The sequence below is a fragment of the Catenisphaera adipataccumulans genome, assembly GCF_014202755.1.
Lineage (GTDB): Bacteria > Bacillota_I > Bacilli_A > Erysipelotrichales > Erysipelotrichaceae > Catenisphaera > Catenisphaera adipataccumulans.
Window position 1 is genome coordinate 130,284 of the sequence record NZ_JACHHK010000005.1, and the last position, 15,020, is coordinate 145,303.

A 15,020-nucleotide genomic window follows, 5' to 3' on the forward strand; every position below is an offset into this window, starting at 1 on the left:
AAGGCTCAGCCTTTGTTTTTCTTATAAATGATATTCAGCCCTTTGAAGATCAAATTCGGATCGTATACGTCGATCATTTTTGTATAATTTGAAACCATCCGGCCCAGACCGCCGGTCGCAACGACTTTTAGATTCGGGCAGCCGGTTTCTTTTTTGATCTGTCGGATCGTATATTCTGTACCGCCGATGTACTGATAGAAGATACCTGCCTGCATTTCGGTCTGCGTGCTTTTGGCCAGTACCGTACGCGGTTTTTTGATTTCGATTTCCGGCAGCTGTGCGGTTTGTGTCCACAAGGCATTGGCACCGGTCTGGAAGCCGACACTGATGACACCAGCTTTGAATGAACCATTTTCATCGACAAAATCATAGGTCGTGGCAGTTCCAAAATCGATGACCAGGACGGGGCCGCCGTATTCATAATAAGCACCGGCACAATCTGCGATCCGGTCCGCACCGACCGAACGCGGCGGATCCATCTGAACGCTGATGCCGCTTTTCACGCCTGGCCGCACGATGATCGGGCTCACACCGAAAAATTTGACCACGCCGTTCCGGCATGAATGCATGACTTTCGGCACGACGCTGGAAATGATCACGTCATCGATATCCGCCGGTGTGATGCCGGCCATATCGGCGAATGTTTTCAGTGTGAAACTAAATTCGTCACTGGTGCGGGAGGATGTTGTCGTCAGGCGGTAGCGTCCGACCAATTTATCATTGTCGATCAAACCGATCGTAATATTTGTATTTCCGATATCAATTGCTGCTAACATGTTTTTGTTCCTTTTCCAAATTCTGCAGTACTTCTAAGATTTTATAACCAAGTTCTTCTTTCGTCAATTTTGGCAGATGAATATTTTCCTTGCGCGTCAGCAAGGTGACGACATTGGTTTCGGTATTGAACCCGGCTCCTTTGGTGAACAGGTTGTTCGCGATCAACATGTCACAGTTCTTGGTTTCTAATTTATGGCGGGCGTTTTGGTCGAGATTTTCTGTCTCCATCGCAAACCCGCAGATGATCTGATGGGTTTTATGGGCCCCCAGATATTCTAGAATATCCGGATTCTTGACAAAACGGAACGTAATATTTTCATCTTTGTTTTTCATTTTCTGATCGAATACAACTTCCGGCCGGTAATCGGATACCGCTGCAGCCATGATGACATAATCTGCCCAGTCATACTGTGACTTCATTGCTTCGAACATATCGCAGGCACTGGTGACCTTGATCATCGTTACCCCTTGGATATCGGCCAGTTTGGTCGGGCCGGTGACCAATGTGACATCTGCGCCGCATGCCAAAGCTGCACGGGCGATCGCATAGCCTTGTTTGCCGCTGGAATGATTGGTAATATAACGGACAGGGTCCAGTGCTTCCTGCGTCGGGCCGGCGCTGATCAGCACATGTTTGCCTCTTAATGACTGTGAAGCTTCAAAATAATCATCGACAGCCTGAACGATATCGGGAACCGGCGCTAACTTACCTTTACCGGTATCCTGACAGGCAAGGATGCCCGTAGCAGGATCGATGATCTGATAACCAAGGCTGCGTGCTTTGGTCAAGTTTTCCTGTGTGACCGGATTTTCGTACATGTGAACGTTCATGGCCGGACAGATGATCTTATGACAAGTGCAGGCTAAAAAGGTCGTCGTCAGCAGATCGTCGGCGATGCCGTGCACTACTTTGGCAATGACATCGGCACTGGCCGGAATGAGCACGAACACATCGGCCCAGCGGGCCAGATTAATATGTGCGATCGGGTCTTCATTCGTTTCGTCGAACAAGGACACTTCGGCTTTGTGATGGCTCAGCGCTTCAAAATTGATCGGCGGGACGAAACGTGCCGCATTTTCGGTCAGGACCACTTTGATGTCGTATTCCTTTTTGGACAGTGTACTGACAAAATCGCAGGCTTTGTAGGCCGCAATGCCGCCGGAGACACCGACTAAAACATTCTTTTTCATGGGTTGGACCCCCTTTGCGTTGTTACTATTATATAGTATGGCTATATTGAACTCAATGTTTTATATGTTAAAATATTAACATGAAAATAGTGATTGCGAGCGATTCTTTTAAAGGAAGTCTGAGCGCTGCCAAAGCCTGTGCCAGTGCAGAAAAAGGCATTCTGCGCGCAGATCCGAACATCCAAACTGCCTGTCATCCGATGGCGGACGGCGGCGAAGGAACCGCCGATGTATTTGCGGAAATTCTGCATGCCGAACGTGTGGCCTGTGATACGGTCGATGCCTATGGGCAGCCGCTGCGCGCTTATTATGCGTATGATGGCTATACGGCAGTCATCGATGTCGCTTCGTGCATTGGTCTGAATCTGCGTCCCCGCAATGAACGCAATCCGATGGTTGCCAGCAGCCGCGGCGTCGGGATCTTGATGAAAGATGCTTTGGGCCGTGGATGCTCCCATTTGATCATCGGGCTGGGCGGCAGCAGCACCAATGACGGCGGTATGGGCCTGCTCAGTGAATTCGGCGTGACATTTTACGACCGGAACCGGCAGGTATTGGAACCGGATGTCTATGCATTGAATCGTATTGCTTATATTGATAAGAGCCATTTTAAGAAACCAGATGTTAAAATGACTGTTGCCTGTGATGTAAACAATCATTTACTAGGTCCTGAAGGCGCGACTTATGTTTTCGGCCGTCAGAAAGGTATTTATCCGAATCAGATGGCAGATATCGATCGCTGGATGCGGCGCTACCGCGACAAGATGCGGCAGACATTTCATGTGAACCTGGATGCGCCGGCGGGATCAGGCGCGGCCGGCGGTATTGGTTCGGTGCTGCTGAGCATTTTCCATGCGAAAGCCCGCAGCGGCATCGATGTGGTTTCAGAATACTCTGGATTGGAGCAGGATATTCAAGACTGTGACTGGGTCTTTACCGGTGAAGGACAGACCGATGCACAGACGATGTACGGCAAAGCGGTCTTCGGTGTCCTGCAGATCGCCAACCGTTATAATAAACCGGTCTTGTGCCTGAGCGGGGCCCTGGGACCGGGATATGAGGCATTGTATGAAGCCGGAATGGCCGGGATCTTTTCTAGTGCCGACCGGGCGATGTCTTTTCATCAGGCACTGGCCAGCAGTGCAGAGAAATTGGAAGCTTTGGCGTTTTCATTGACGCATATGATAGAAAGGATGGATGCGAATGAGGAAAAATAGAATTCTTTCCTTATTTCTAGTTGGATTATTAATGATCGGTCTGACAGCCTGTCAACAGGCTGAACCGTATAAACAAATCAATATCTCCGCAGCCCGCCTGCAGCGCATGTTGAATAAAAAGAAAGATTTTGTGCTTTTAGTGGAGCGGGACAACTGTCCATATTGTAAAAAACTGAATAAATACATCAAACAAACCAAGGATGAACATGATGGCGTGGTGATCTATCGTCTGGATATGTCCGGTGTGACCTTTGAACGGACCGAAGGCAGCGATCAGCTGACCACAGATGATGAAGACGGTCAGATCTTATTGAAGATGGCGCCGTACTACAGCTATACACCAGCTGTGTATGTGATCCGCAACGGCAAGGTGATCAAAGAGGGTATCGGCTTTGATGCCGATCATAATACGGTCGCGGTCTGGGATAATGATTCGCTCATCGACTTTTCAAATGCCGAAGCAGATGAGTACTGGGACTTTGTGGAAGACAATCAGCCGGATTGAAAGTGGATTTCACGGATTGAAAACATTTTCATTAATGTTATAATGTTTTCGTAAAAGGTTTACAGGAGGAATCATGAACGAAGTAGAAAACAATGCGTTATTCTGGCAGAAGCTGGATTCTCTGGTTTTGTCGGGAACGCTGAAAATCGAATATCCGAAAGGTTCCGCACATGAGCGTTATCACAATTTGATTTATCCGGTCGATTACGGTGCTTTGAGCGATGCGACCAGCCCGGAGGCAGAAAAAGTCTATGCATACAAGGGCTCAGAAAACACCAATGATGTGACCGCGATCGCGGTGACTACGGACATTCTGGACAAGGACTGCCTGGTCCGGCTGCTGATTGGCTGTACAGAAGAGGAATCGGCGCGGATCCTGGAATTTTTAAATCAAACTGAATTTCAAAAAGCCATTCTGGTTCGGCGCGTCAATACTGTGCCGTCATGGGCTATTAATGATTAGCTTGAGCAAACCTCAAGCTTTTTTTCGGCAATTCATGTTACAATAGGCGCAAGGAGGTATCCATATGAATTTAAAAGGATCAAAAACAGAACAAAATTTAATGACTGCTTTTGCAGGCGAAAGCCAGGCACGCGTAAAATATCAATTCTACGCATCGCAGGCAAAAAAAGACGGATATGTAAAATTGCAGAACATCTTTAATGAAACATCGGACAATGAAAAAGAACATGCCAAATTGTGGTTCAAAGCACTGCACGATGGTATGCCTTCCACATTGGATAACTTGAAGGACGCAGCTGCCGGTGAAAATTACGAATGGACAGAAATGTACAAAGGCTTTGCCGAAACAGCACGTGAAGAAGGATTCACGGATCTTGCCCGTTTGTTTGACGGCGTTGCAGCCATTGAAAAACGTCACGAGGCACGCTACAATGCGATGATCAAAGATGTGACCGACAATACGATGTTTGTCAAAGAAGATGAAACCGTATGGATCTGCCTGAACTGCGGTCATGTTTTCGTCGGCAAACAGGCGCCGGAAAAATGCCCGGTATGTGCGCATCCGAAAGCATATTTCCAGGAATTAAAAGAAAACTATTAAAAATTGCTTCTTGTGATTTTCACAAGAAGCTTTTTTTTTGATACTATAAGAGCATGAAGTACAGTGTTTCAGAAATCCTGCCGTATTTGGATGAAGGCGAAACGGCAGTGGAAACCGAAAACCGGATGATCGTCCGTAAAGTAAAGGATAAGATCTCGCTGTATCAGGATCACTGGCATACCAAGATCCCCGCCGAGGATTTTCTTACATTGTATGCGCAGTCTTCCTTTATATTGTATGACGCGGAGGATACAGGGATCTCTGAAGAAAAAGATGAAGAATATTATGCATGGCGGCGTCGGTCGCAGTAAGGAGGAAGAATCATGAAACTGAGTCATTTGGAAACAAACAATCGGAAATTTTCTGACAGTCACGGTCATTATTATGTGCTGGACTATCTGTCCAACGCAGACTTTGATCCGCAGACTGCCTACTATATGGATAAGGCCGATAAACACCGCCGGCAGCTGGTCCTGGAATTCAGCGGCAACAATCAGGCTGCGATTCAGCAGGGCAACATGCAGTGGATGGCCGGCCGCATTCATCCTGAAAGCGGCATTCAGGGAATGAGCGATCTGCTGGGCAAGGCAGTGAAAAATACAGTCGCAAAGCCACAGAAAAGTAAACCGATCTACGGCGGTATTGGTCTGATGGCTTTGAAACCGACGTTGGATCATATTTTATTTTTTGAAGGATCTGAATGGGGCATAGGCGGTATCGGCATAAAGGATGAGGTGTTCCTGGCCTGTGACGGTACGCTGCAGTCCCGTCCGACAAAACCGCAGAATACAGTCAACGATCCAGAATATACCTTGATATTATATGGCTCAGGAACTATAGCAGTGAAATGCCCGGTCCAACGAGAAGAATTGGCAGAAGTGACGCTGAACGGTGATGAACTGCGGATCAGCGAAGCGAAAGCGATTTGTTGGTCAGGCAGCCTGGAGACGGCGACGACAACGAGCACGGAAGGCAAAGTGCTCGTGCTGCGCGGATCCGGCAAAGTTCTCTATTATCCGGCATCGATATAACGATGAATGAAAGAAAATTTAAGAAAGATGTCAGCCGCATGGCACTCTGTGCACTAGGCGTGGCCTTTTTTCAAACGATCGCCAGTGTCTTATATGTGTTGAATCCATCATGGAACCATCACGTCATGGTATTGGTGCAGACGGCGGCCGGCTGTCTGCCGGTGATTTTGATCGCATCAAAAACATGGAGGACCAGACCATCTAAATTTCAGCTGCATACATCTTTATATACATTTATTCAAGAACTGGCCATGTTGATTGTTTTGGGCACCGCGGCTGCGGCGTGCTGGAACCAGGTCCTTGTGCATTGGCTGCCGGATGCGGCCGGCCCGGATCTTTCCATGCAGACGTCAGTTTCGTACAATCTGAGTCTGATCATCAGTGCGGTCTTTTTAGGACCGCTGTTGGAGGAGATGCTGTTCCGCGGTCTGCTGCTGCCGCAGGCGGCACGGTATGACCGTCGTTTTGCGATTTGTTTTACCTCAGAGCTGTTCGCATTGGCTCATTTTAATGCGGCGCAGATGGTTCCGGCTTTTTGTGTTGGTTTGTTTTTGGGTCATATCTACCTGAAACAGGATTCGCTTGGATTGGTGATCTTACTGCACATGGGCTACAATGGCTATGGTTTTTTGGTCAGCGCGTTTCAGCTGCCGATCATCCAGGCGGCTGCATGGCTCATTTTGATTCTCGGTATCTTAGGCTGGATCCACTGGCTGATGCATCATTCCATTCAGCCGCGCCGGGTACCCTATTGGGGCAAGGCCCATCAGCGGCCGGCTGTATGGGTGCTGATCCTGCTGGCTGCTGTCTCTATTGTTTTCGCTTAAGTACGGTTAAGATAAATTTATAAAAAAAGTTTGACAACTGTATTGGCAAATGATATATTAATTGAGCAGTCAGCAATATGGGCCTGTAGCTCAGGTGGTTAGAGCGCACCCCTGATAAGGGTGAGGTCGTTGGTTCAAGTCCATTCAGGCCCACCATATTGTTTGATTGGTTGTTGTTCAGATGGGGTGTTAGCTCAGCTGGGAGAGCACCTGCTTTGCAAGCAGGGGGTCATCGGTTCGATCCCGATACGCTCCACCATTTTGTTTATTCATGCCCTCGCGAAGGGCTTTTCTTTTGGGGTGTTAGCTCAGCTGGGAGAGCGCTTGCTTCGCATGTAAGAGGTCACCGGTTCGAACCCGGTACGCTCCACCAAGAAAATGCACCGTCTTGAAAAAGACGGTTTTTTTTGATATCGTTTTCATTATAAGTGTTGAAAGAGAAGGGAAAACTTTATGAAAGCCAATGAAATTGCCATTTTAATTACTATCATTGCTTACATGGTCTTTATGATCTGGATCGGCTATAAAGTGTCCGACCGGAATAAAACCGCTTCGGATTTCTTTTTAGGCGGCCGAAAGCTGGGACCATTCGTGACGGCGATGAGCGCCGAAGCATCCGATATGTCCAGCTGGCTGCTGATGGGGCTGCCCGGCGTGGCCTATTTATCCGGAGTTGCCTCGGCGGGCTGGACCGCGATCGGTCTGGCGGTCGGTACCTATGTGAACTGGCTGATCGTGGCGAAACGACTACGCCGCTATTCTGAACGTATCGATGCGATCACGCTGCCGGAGTTTTTCTCCAAGCGTTATCACGATAAAAAGAAGGTATTGACGCTGATCGCGGCAATCTGGATCATCATCTTCTTTGTTCCGTATACCGCATCGGGTTTTGTCGCCTGCGGTAAACTGTTCAACAGCTTGTTCGGCATTGATTATCATGTGGCGATGATCGTCAGTGCTTCCGTGATCATTATCTACACGACATTGGGAGGTTTCCTGGCTGCCAGTACGACCGATTTCATCCAGAGCATCATCATGAGCATCGCGTTATTGATGGTACTGGTCTTTGGCGTGCAGACGGCAGGCGGCTGGGATGCGGTCATTCAGAACGCCCAGGCACTGCCGGGCTATCTGAGCTTCACCAGCAGTTATGATGTCGCAACCGGCAAAGGCGTCGATATTTCCCTTTTGACCATTGTTTCAACGATGGCCTGGGGCTTGGGCTACTTTGGCATGCCGCATATTCTGCTGCGCTTTATGGCCATTGAAAACGAAGAGAAACTGAAAACTTCCCGCCGGGTGGCATCGATCTGGGTCGTGATTTCAATGGCAGTTTCAGTCTTGATCGGTATTGTCGGCTTAGCGATGGGCAAAGTCGGAGCGATCCCGCTGCTGGAAGGTTCTGCTTCTGAAACCGTCATCATTCAGATCGCACGGTTGTTGAGCACGCATGGCGTGATCTTTGCGCTGGCGGCCGGTTTGGTGATCTCCGGTATTCTGGCATCGACCATGTCCACATCGGATTCGCAGTTGCTGGCAGCTTCGTCTTCGGTGTCCAACGATATCTTGAACGGTTTCTTCCGGAAAGAATACCAGCAGAAACAACTGCTGAAAATTTCCCGCGGCAGCCTGCTGCTGATTGCTGTGATCGGCATCGTGCTGGCGTGGAATCCGGATTCTTCCGTTTTCCAGATCGTTTCGTTTGCGTGGGCCGGCTTCGGTGCCACCTTCGGACCGGTCGTCTTATTGGCCCTGTTCTGGAAACGTTCTAACGTGTACGGTGCGCTGGTCGGCATGATCAGCGGCGGTGCCATGGTCTTCATTTGGCACTTTATCATCAGCACGTGGGGCGGCTGGTTCGGCATTTATGAACTGCTGCCGGCTTTCGTACTGGCATTGGTTCTGAATATCATCGTCAGTCTGGCGACCGCAAAGCCGGATGCAGCGATGGCAGAAGAATTTGAAGTTGTCCATCAAAAATAATTTTATACGGACATGCAAGGAGGAAACGCATTGAAAAAGAAAGTATTTAAATGGATCGGCGTCATCGTACTGTGTGTGGCTTGTTTTCTGGCCGGTCACTATCAGGCTTTGGCCGGTGCATCGGAACAAGACAAGGAAATGCGCAAGTTTCAGAAAGTCTATAACATCCTGACCAACGACTGGTATTATGCCGATCAGGTCGATAATTTAGAAGAAACTTTGATGGAAAATGCGATCTCCGGCATGTCGACATTGGATAAAGATGAACATACCAATTATTTATCTTTGGAGCAGACAAAACTGTTTTCGGAAAGTCTGTCCGGATCACAAGTCGGATTGGGCGTGCAGTTTGATCAGAATGCCGACGGTAATCTGGTCATCCGTCATGTTTATGTGAATTCAGCGGCGGATCAAGCGGGTCTGCAGCCAGGGGATATCATCACACAAATCAACAAGAAAGTGGTCAGCTCCATGGATGCCGATGAGATCGTCAGCTATATTCAGTCACAGAAGAAAATAACGATTCATTACCAGCGGGACGGCGAAAGTCAGACCGTTGAGGTGAAACCGACCAATTTTGATTCCACGGTCGCTTTGGAACTGCACGATGATTATGCGTATATGATCATCAGCAGTTTTTCATCGCAGACCGGAGAAGACGTCGCTGAGGCGATGCAGCGCGTGAAAGATGCCGGCATCAAGAAATTGGTGCTGGATCTGCGCGACAACACCGGCGGTTATCTGTCGGCGGCGCAGGATGTCGGAGCTTCCCTGCTGCCGGAAGGATCGGTTTTGTTTATCGAGCATTATGCGGACGGTTCCACAAAGAAACAATACGTCAGCTCAGACTATGAACAGGTAAAAATGGATCAGATCGTCATTTTACAAAACGGCGAGACCGCCAGTGCTTCGGAAGCGCTGATCGGTGCACTGAAAGATCAGTTAGGCGACACGGTCACGACGGTCGGCACGACGACTTACGGCAAAGGTACGGAGCAGGCACAGGAACAGTTTGATGACGGTACAGAATTGAAATATACGGTGGCAGAATGGTATACGCCGAAGAACAAAAGTATCAATAAGAAGGGATTCAAACCGGATCACAAAGTCAAACCATTGGCGGTCGCTGCTGTGAAATATAAAAAGTTCAAGAAAAAGGATGTCATCGAACCGAACACGGTCAAGACCAATGCCAAAGCGCTGCAGACTTACCTGCAGTATCTTGGCTATCCGGTGGACCGCACCGATTCGTATTTTGATCAAGCCGGCAGCGAAGCCTTGAAACAGTTCCAGACGGACCACGGTTTGGAGGCAACCGGCACCTGTGACAAGAAAACATGGGATGCCGTGGTAGAGGCTGCAAAATATAAATATAATGATGAAGGCTACGCAGCAGATCCGCAGTATCAGGAGGCCATTCAACTCACAGAGTGAATGGCTTCTTTTTTCATCGCAAAGGGAGTATGGTAGAACTATGGAAAAGTTTGAACTTGTCTCAAAGTATAAACCAGCCGGCGATCAGCCGGAAGCCATCCAGGAATTGGTCGATGGCTTGAACGAACATAAAAAGTATCAGGTTCTTTTAGGCGCTACCGGCACCGGCAAGACGTTTACGATTTCTAATGTGATCGCCGCCGTGAACCGGCCGACGTTGGTATTTGCGCATAATAAGACTTTAGCCGGCCAGCTGTATTCGGAATTCAAAGAATTCTTCCCGCATAATCGCGTAGAATATTTCGTTTCGTATTTCGATTACTATCAACCAGAAGCGTACCTGCCCAAGACCGATACCTATATTGATAAGAATACCAAGACCAACGAGGAGCTGGACATGCTCCGGATGGCGGCGGTCAACAGCGTGCTGGAGCGGCGGGACACGATCATCGTAGCCAGCGTGGCCTCCATCTACGGCGCCAGCAATCCTGATCAGTACCGTCACATGATCTATACCTTGCGGGCCGGTCAGGAAATCGACCGCAATGAATTGATGATGGCCTTGGTCCGGCAGCAGTACAAGCGCAATGACAGCGATCCGCAGCGCGGCACGTTCCGGGTCCGCGGCGATGTGATCGAAATCACCCCGGGCCATACGGATAAATATTTGATCCGCATCGAAATGTTCGATGATGAAGTAGAACGAATCTGCGAAGTGGACCCGGTGACCGGGCATGTCAACCAGGCGTATCAGGTGTACGTCATTTATCCGGCCAACGGCTATGCCACAAGCATGGATGTCATCAATCATGCGGCGGATACGATCAGCGAAGAGCTGGAAGAACGTCTGAAATATTTTGATGAACAGGGCAAACCGCTGGAAAAAGAACGGCTGGAACAACGCTGCCGTTATGATATCGAAGCCCTGCGCCAATTCGGCGTCTGCCCGGGCATTGAAAATTATTCCCGGCACATCGACGGCCGCAAACCTGGCCAGCGTCCGTATACTTTGTTTGATTATTTTCCGAAAGATTATTTATTGGTCGTGGATGAAAGCCATGTTTCTCTGCCGCAGATCCGCGGCATGTACAATGGCGACCGCGCCCGCAAAGAAGTCTTGGTGGAATATGGATTCCGCCTGCCCAGCGCACTGGATAACCGGCCGCTGACTTTTCCGGAATTCGAAAGCATGATCAATCAGGCGATCTTTGTTTCCGCTACGCCGGGGGACTATGAACTAGAAAAAACCAACGGCAAGGTCGTCGAACAGATCATCCGGCCGACCGGTCTGCTGGATCCGGAAATTGAAGTCCGGCCGATCGAAGGACAAATCGATGATCTGGTCGATGAAATCAAACAGCGGACTGCCAAACATCAACGTACCTTGATCACGACGCTGACCGTACGCATGGCTGAGGACTTAACAACCTACCTGCGCAATATGGATATGAAGGTTGCCTGGCTGCACCATGAAGTGAAGACCATCGAGCGCACAGAAATCATTCACGACCTGCGGCAGGGCAAGTACGATGTGTTGGTCGGCATCAACTTGCTTCGGGAAGGGTTGGATATTCCGGAAGTGAGCCTGATTGCGATCCTGGATGCGGATAAGGAAGGCTTCCTGCGTTCGAAGCGCAGTTTGGTGCAGATTGCCGGGCGGGCCGCTCGTAATGCGGAAGGTAAGGTCATCATGTATGCGGATACGATCACTGAATCCATGCGCTATGCGATCGATGAGACCGCCCGCCGCCGGAAGATCCAAATGGCCTATAATGAGGCGCACGGCATCGTGCCGAAGACGATCATCAAACCGATCCACGATGTTGTTCGTTCCAAGGAAACCAAAGAAATGACCGCACGGTATTTGAAGAAGAAACGCATCGGTAAGAAACAGAAAGAAAAAATGCTGGCAGATCTGACCAAAGAAATGAAAGAAGCTGCGCGCACGCTGGATTTTGAGCGGGCAGCACAGCTTCGGGATATTTTATTTGAGATGCAGGATGATTAATTTGGTTCGACCCAATTGATCGGCGCTTTGCCGTGGCGGGGCAAAAACAAATTGGTGCTTTTAAAATGGTTGCAGCCAAAGAAACCGCGATGCGCCGATAACGGGCTAGGATGCGGGCAGGTCAGGATCAGATGATTTGGATTGTCCAGCAGTTTCATCGCAGCCTTTGCTTTAGCGCCCCATAATAAGAAGACCACCGGGTCTTCTTTTTTATTGATCTGGGCAAGCACCCGGTCGGTAAATGTCTGCCAGCCCAGGTTCGCATGGGAAAGCGGTTTGCCTTCTTCGACGGTCAGGATGGTATTGAGCAACAGGACGCCTTGGCGCGCCCAATCGGTAAGATCACCGTTTCGATGTAAGGAAATATGGTACTCCATTTCCAGTTCTTTATAGATATTTTGGAGCGAAGGCGGCAGCGGAAAGTCTGCCGGTACGCTGAAGGCAAAGCCTTGTGCCTGTCCTTGGCCGTGATAGGGATCCTGGCCGAGGATCACTACTTTGGTGTCGGCCAACGATGTGGTCTGCAGCGCGTTGAAAATGTGATCGCGCGCTGGATAGATATGTTTCGTTTGATACGCTTCATTCAGGAAAGCGTGGATCTGCTGCATGTAGGGCTTGTCCTGTTCTTCCTGCCAAAGCGCATCCCAGTCGTTATTCAGATGCATGATCGATGTCCTCCAGTGTTATAATAACACTATGAATATCCAAGAGAAAATAAATTATATGGAATCGAAACGTGGCAAGAATCACGATTTATTGGAATTCCGCGCATGGCTGAACGATGCCATGCCCAAGCACACCCAGATGCATAAGGTCCAGGTGGGCGGCACCAACGGCAAAGGCAGCACGATTGCGTGGCTGAATGCATTTCTGCAGGCATCCGGATGCCGAACAGGGGTCTTTACCTCACCGCATTTGATCCGCCACAATGAACGGATCAAAGTCAACGATACACCGATTTCGGATGCCGACTGGGAACGGATCTACGATCAGTATGCGGACTTTTTTGAAAGGCATCAGTTTACGATGTTTGAAATGGACGTATGGATGGCGCTGGCTTATTTCCTGGAACAGAAGGTGGACATCGCTTTGATGGAAGTCGGCATGGGCGGCCGTCTGGATGCGACGACTGCACTGGATTACGACATGACCCTGATCACCAATGTCAGTATGGAACACGAAGAATTTCTGGGCGATTCGATCGAACAGATCACCTATGAGAAATCCGGTATTTTCAAACCAGGCGTGGTCGCATTGACAACGGAAACCAAGCCCGCCAGTCAAAAAGTCATGGAACTGGTGGCTGGATACATGAAAACGCCGCTGGGGTTCGTAGAAATGCCGTATACCGTTCAGGACGGAACGATTTCTTTCGTATTTGAGGATGAGCGGTATGAATTTCCATTACCGCTTTATCAACTGTCCAACTGTGCGCTGGCTTTGGAAGCTATGGTCCAGCTGGGTTATCCGCTGACACCGCCGATGATCCGTGAGGCGATCGATCATTTTCAATGGCCGGGCCGCTTTACGATCATCCGGCAGGAGCCGCTGCTGCTGGTCGACGGCGCCCATAATATTGACGGGATCCGGGCACTGACCAAATCGATGCACCATTTTAAAGGACAGATCTTTTTTGCGGCGATGAAAGACAAACACATTCATCATATGCTGGAAATTTTAGAAACGTTAGGTGACCCGATCACACTGGTGCATATGCCTTACGAACGGGCCTCACAGATGGATATTCCGGGCTATCCGGTGATCGAAGAGGATGCAATGATGGCACAGCTGAAACAAACCGATCAGCCGGCCTGTGTCTGCGGCTCGCTGTATCTGGCCGGTGATGTGCTGCGCACCTTTTCTGATTTTGAGAAAAAGTAGAAATGAAAGTCGGATTATCTTATACTAAAAGAGTAAAAGCTTCATAAAAAGGAAAGAGGTACATCCAATGTTTATTGATGAATTAAAAAAGAAAGTTGTCGGCAAAGGCGTAAAAATCGTTTTTACCGAAGGCGAAGATTCCCGTATTCAGGAAGCAGCGTTTGAATTGTGGCGTGATGATGTCTGCGTACCGATCCTGCTGGGTGATCCGGACAAGATCCGCGAGGCTTCAGCTGCCCGCCGCATGGATTTATCGCCGGTAGAGATCATTGACCCGAAACATTATGAGGATATCGAACCAATGGTTCAGGAAATGATCAAACTGCGCAAAGGCAAGATGACCGAAGAACAGGTTCGTGAAAAAATTCTGCATGCGAATTATTTTGGTACGATGTTGGTAAAGATGGGCAAAGCCGACGGCTTACTGGGCGGTGCGACGTATTCAACGGCCGATACGGTCCGTCCGGCACTGCAGCTGATCAAGGCGGCACCAGGAAACAAGGGCGTCAGCTCCTGCTTCTTGTTGACCAAAGATATTCCGGTTGCCAACTCGGTCAGTCAGATCATCATGAGCGACTGCGGCATTGTCATTGAACCGGATGCCGACCAGCTGACAGAAATTGCCATTCAGGCTGCCCGCAGCATGCGCCAGTTCGGCGGCGATCCAGTCGTTGCGCTTCTGAGTTATTCCACCAACGGCAGCGCCGGCGGTGATGATGTCGAAAAGATGAAACAGGTCAAGAAGAACCTGACCGACTTGCATGTTGATTTCCCGTTTGACGGTGAAATGCAGTTTGACTGCGCCATCGTACCGGATGTAGCGGAGAAGAAGTTCCCGGAATCGAAAGTGGCCGGCCATGCCAATACGTTTATTTTCCCGAACTTATCTGCGGGAAACATCGGTTACAAGATCGCAGCCCGTTTAGGCGGCTATGAAGCAATGGGCCCGATCCTGCAGGGATTGAACGCACCGATCAACGATCTGAGCCGCGGCTGCAATGCCGATGAAGTCTATGATATGGCCATCGTAACTGCGACGCAGAAGTTATTCTTTGAATAAGATCCGAAAGGGCAAACGAAAGTTTGTCCTTTTTTTATCCTT

At 49.3% G+C, this 15,020-nt stretch carries 15 protein-coding genes and 3 tRNA genes; 15 read left to right on the plus strand and 3 right to left on the minus strand.

What is annotated here, in order from left to right; all coding sequences use genetic code 11:
• Positions 1–5 precede the first annotated feature (5 nt).
• Positions 6–776 carry a type III pantothenate kinase gene (locus HNQ47_RS07505; RefSeq protein WP_183328778.1) on the minus strand — a complete coding sequence of 257 codons (771 nt, stop codon included), beginning with the start codon at positions 774–776 and terminating at the stop codon, positions 6–8.
• The gene (gene coaBC / locus HNQ47_RS07510) at positions 760–1,968 is read right to left on the minus strand and encodes a bifunctional phosphopantothenoylcysteine decarboxylase/phosphopantothenate--cysteine ligase CoaBC (protein WP_183328779.1); all 1,209 of its coding nucleotides are present in this window, start codon (positions 1,966–1,968) and stop codon (positions 760–762) included. The genes HNQ47_RS07505 and coaBC overlap by 17 nt, the downstream gene beginning before the upstream one ends.
• A gap of 80 nt (positions 1,969–2,048) precedes the next feature.
• Here coaBC and HNQ47_RS07515 point away from each other — a divergent pair, with 80 nt between their 5' ends.
• The 13 genes from HNQ47_RS07515 (at position 2,049) to uvrB (ending at position 12,037) form a co-directional block, all read left to right on the plus strand.
• Positions 2,049–3,185 (plus strand): glycerate kinase family protein, encoded by a 1,137-nt coding sequence (locus tag HNQ47_RS07515; RefSeq protein WP_183328780.1) that lies wholly within the window; start codon positions 2,049–2,051, stop codon positions 3,183–3,185.
• Positions 3,172–3,690, plus strand: a complete 519-nt coding sequence (locus tag HNQ47_RS07520) for a thioredoxin domain-containing protein (RefSeq protein WP_183328781.1) — start codon at positions 3,172–3,174, stop codon at positions 3,688–3,690. Before HNQ47_RS07515 ends, HNQ47_RS07520 begins: the two co-directional genes overlap by 14 nt.
• A 73-nt stretch (positions 3,691–3,763) precedes the next feature.
• Complete coding sequence (locus HNQ47_RS07525) at positions 3,764–4,153, plus strand: Inorganic pyrophosphatase (protein WP_183328782.1); 390 nt, start codon at positions 3,764–3,766, stop codon at positions 4,151–4,153.
• 64 nt (positions 4,154–4,217) lie between these two features.
• On the plus strand, positions 4,218–4,754 hold the full coding sequence (rbr, locus tag HNQ47_RS07530; RefSeq protein WP_183328783.1) for a rubrerythrin: 537 nt from the start codon (positions 4,218–4,220) through the stop codon (positions 4,752–4,754).
• A 53-nt stretch (positions 4,755–4,807) separates the two neighbouring features.
• Positions 4,808–5,065 carry a hypothetical protein gene (locus HNQ47_RS07535; protein ID WP_183328784.1) on the plus strand — a complete coding sequence of 86 codons (258 nt, stop codon included), beginning with the start codon at positions 4,808–4,810 and terminating at the stop codon, positions 5,063–5,065.
• Between the two features lie 12 nt (positions 5,066–5,077).
• Positions 5,078–5,785, plus strand: a complete 708-nt coding sequence (locus HNQ47_RS07540; protein WP_183328785.1) for an AIM24 family protein — start codon at positions 5,078–5,080, stop codon at positions 5,783–5,785.
• Between the two features lie 2 nt (positions 5,786–5,787).
• Positions 5,788–6,612 (plus strand): CPBP family intramembrane glutamic endopeptidase, encoded by an 825-nt coding sequence (locus tag HNQ47_RS07545; RefSeq protein ID WP_183328786.1) that lies wholly within the window; start codon positions 5,788–5,790, stop codon positions 6,610–6,612.
• A gap of 79 nt (positions 6,613–6,691) precedes the next feature.
• Positions 6,692–6,768, plus strand: a tRNA-Ile gene (locus HNQ47_RS07550).
• A gap of 27 nt (positions 6,769–6,795) precedes the next feature.
• Positions 6,796–6,871, plus strand: a tRNA-Ala gene (locus HNQ47_RS07555).
• A gap of 38 nt (positions 6,872–6,909) precedes the next feature.
• Positions 6,910–6,985: transfer RNA gene (locus tag HNQ47_RS07560), tRNA-Ala, on the plus strand.
• An 80-nt stretch (positions 6,986–7,065) separates the two neighbouring features.
• Positions 7,066–8,595, plus strand: coding sequence for a sodium/proline symporter PutP (putP, locus tag HNQ47_RS07565; protein WP_183328787.1), 1,530 nt, complete (start codon positions 7,066–7,068; stop codon positions 8,593–8,595).
• A gap of 30 nt (positions 8,596–8,625) precedes the next feature.
• A complete protein-coding gene (locus HNQ47_RS07570) occupies positions 8,626–10,029 on the plus strand; it encodes a S41 family peptidase (RefSeq protein WP_183328788.1) in 1,404 nt (467 codons plus the stop codon).
• 40 nt (positions 10,030–10,069) lie between these two features.
• A complete protein-coding gene (uvrB, locus tag HNQ47_RS07575) occupies positions 10,070–12,037 on the plus strand; it encodes an excinuclease ABC subunit UvrB (protein WP_183328789.1) in 1,968 nt (655 codons plus the stop codon).
• Here uvrB and ung read toward each other — a convergent pair.
• On the minus strand, positions 12,034–12,702 hold the full coding sequence (ung, locus tag HNQ47_RS07580; RefSeq protein ID WP_183328790.1) for a uracil-DNA glycosylase: 669 nt from the start codon (positions 12,700–12,702) through the stop codon (positions 12,034–12,036). The two genes, uvrB and ung, sit on opposite strands and share 4 nt — an antisense overlap.
• 58 nt (positions 12,703–12,760) lie before the next feature.
• On the opposite strand from ung, the gene HNQ47_RS07585 reads away from it, so the two are divergent.
• A complete protein-coding gene (locus HNQ47_RS07585; protein ID WP_246346115.1) occupies positions 12,761–13,918 on the plus strand; it encodes a bifunctional folylpolyglutamate synthase/dihydrofolate synthase in 1,158 nt (385 codons plus the stop codon).
• Between the two features lie 67 nt (positions 13,919–13,985).
• On the plus strand, positions 13,986–14,978 hold the full coding sequence (gene pta / locus HNQ47_RS07590; RefSeq protein WP_183328792.1) for a phosphate acetyltransferase: 993 nt from the start codon (positions 13,986–13,988) through the stop codon (positions 14,976–14,978).
• Positions 14,979–15,020 lie beyond the last annotated feature (42 nt).

Excerpts from the sequence above, each read along its gene's own strand:
- ung (WP_183328790.1), bottom strand. The coding sequence starts at position 12,702 with ATGCATCTGAATAACGACTGGGATGCGCTTTGGCAGGAAGAACAGGAC.
- uvrB (WP_183328789.1), top strand. The coding sequence starts at position 10,070 with ATGGAAAAGTTTGAACTTGTCTCAAAGTATAAACCAGCCGGCGATCAG.
- HNQ47_RS07520 (WP_183328781.1), top strand. The coding sequence starts at position 3,172 with ATGAGGAAAAATAGAATTCTTTCCTTATTTCTAGTTGGATTATTAATG.
- HNQ47_RS07585 (WP_246346115.1), top strand. The coding sequence starts at position 12,761 with ATGGAATCGAAACGTGGCAAGAATCACGATTTATTGGAATTCCGCGCA.
- HNQ47_RS07540 (WP_183328785.1), top strand. The coding sequence starts at position 5,078 with ATGAAACTGAGTCATTTGGAAACAAACAATCGGAAATTTTCTGACAGT.
- pta (WP_183328792.1), top strand. The coding sequence starts at position 13,986 with ATGTTTATTGATGAATTAAAAAAGAAAGTTGTCGGCAAAGGCGTAAAA.
- putP (WP_183328787.1), top strand. The coding sequence starts at position 7,066 with ATGAAAGCCAATGAAATTGCCATTTTAATTACTATCATTGCTTACATG.
- rbr (WP_183328783.1), top strand. The coding sequence starts at position 4,218 with ATGAATTTAAAAGGATCAAAAACAGAACAAAATTTAATGACTGCTTTT.
- HNQ47_RS07525 (WP_183328782.1), top strand. The coding sequence starts at position 3,764 with ATGAACGAAGTAGAAAACAATGCGTTATTCTGGCAGAAGCTGGATTCT.
- coaBC (WP_183328779.1), bottom strand. The coding sequence starts at position 1,968 with ATGAAAAAGAATGTTTTAGTCGGTGTCTCCGGCGGCATTGCGGCCTAC.
- HNQ47_RS07505 (WP_183328778.1), bottom strand. The coding sequence starts at position 776 with ATGTTAGCAGCAATTGATATCGGAAATACAAATATTACGATCGGTTTG.
- HNQ47_RS07545 (WP_183328786.1), top strand. The coding sequence starts at position 5,788 with ATGAATGAAAGAAAATTTAAGAAAGATGTCAGCCGCATGGCACTCTGT.
- HNQ47_RS07535 (WP_183328784.1), top strand. The coding sequence starts at position 4,808 with ATGAAGTACAGTGTTTCAGAAATCCTGCCGTATTTGGATGAAGGCGAA.
- HNQ47_RS07515 (WP_183328780.1), top strand. The coding sequence starts at position 2,049 with ATGAAAATAGTGATTGCGAGCGATTCTTTTAAAGGAAGTCTGAGCGCT.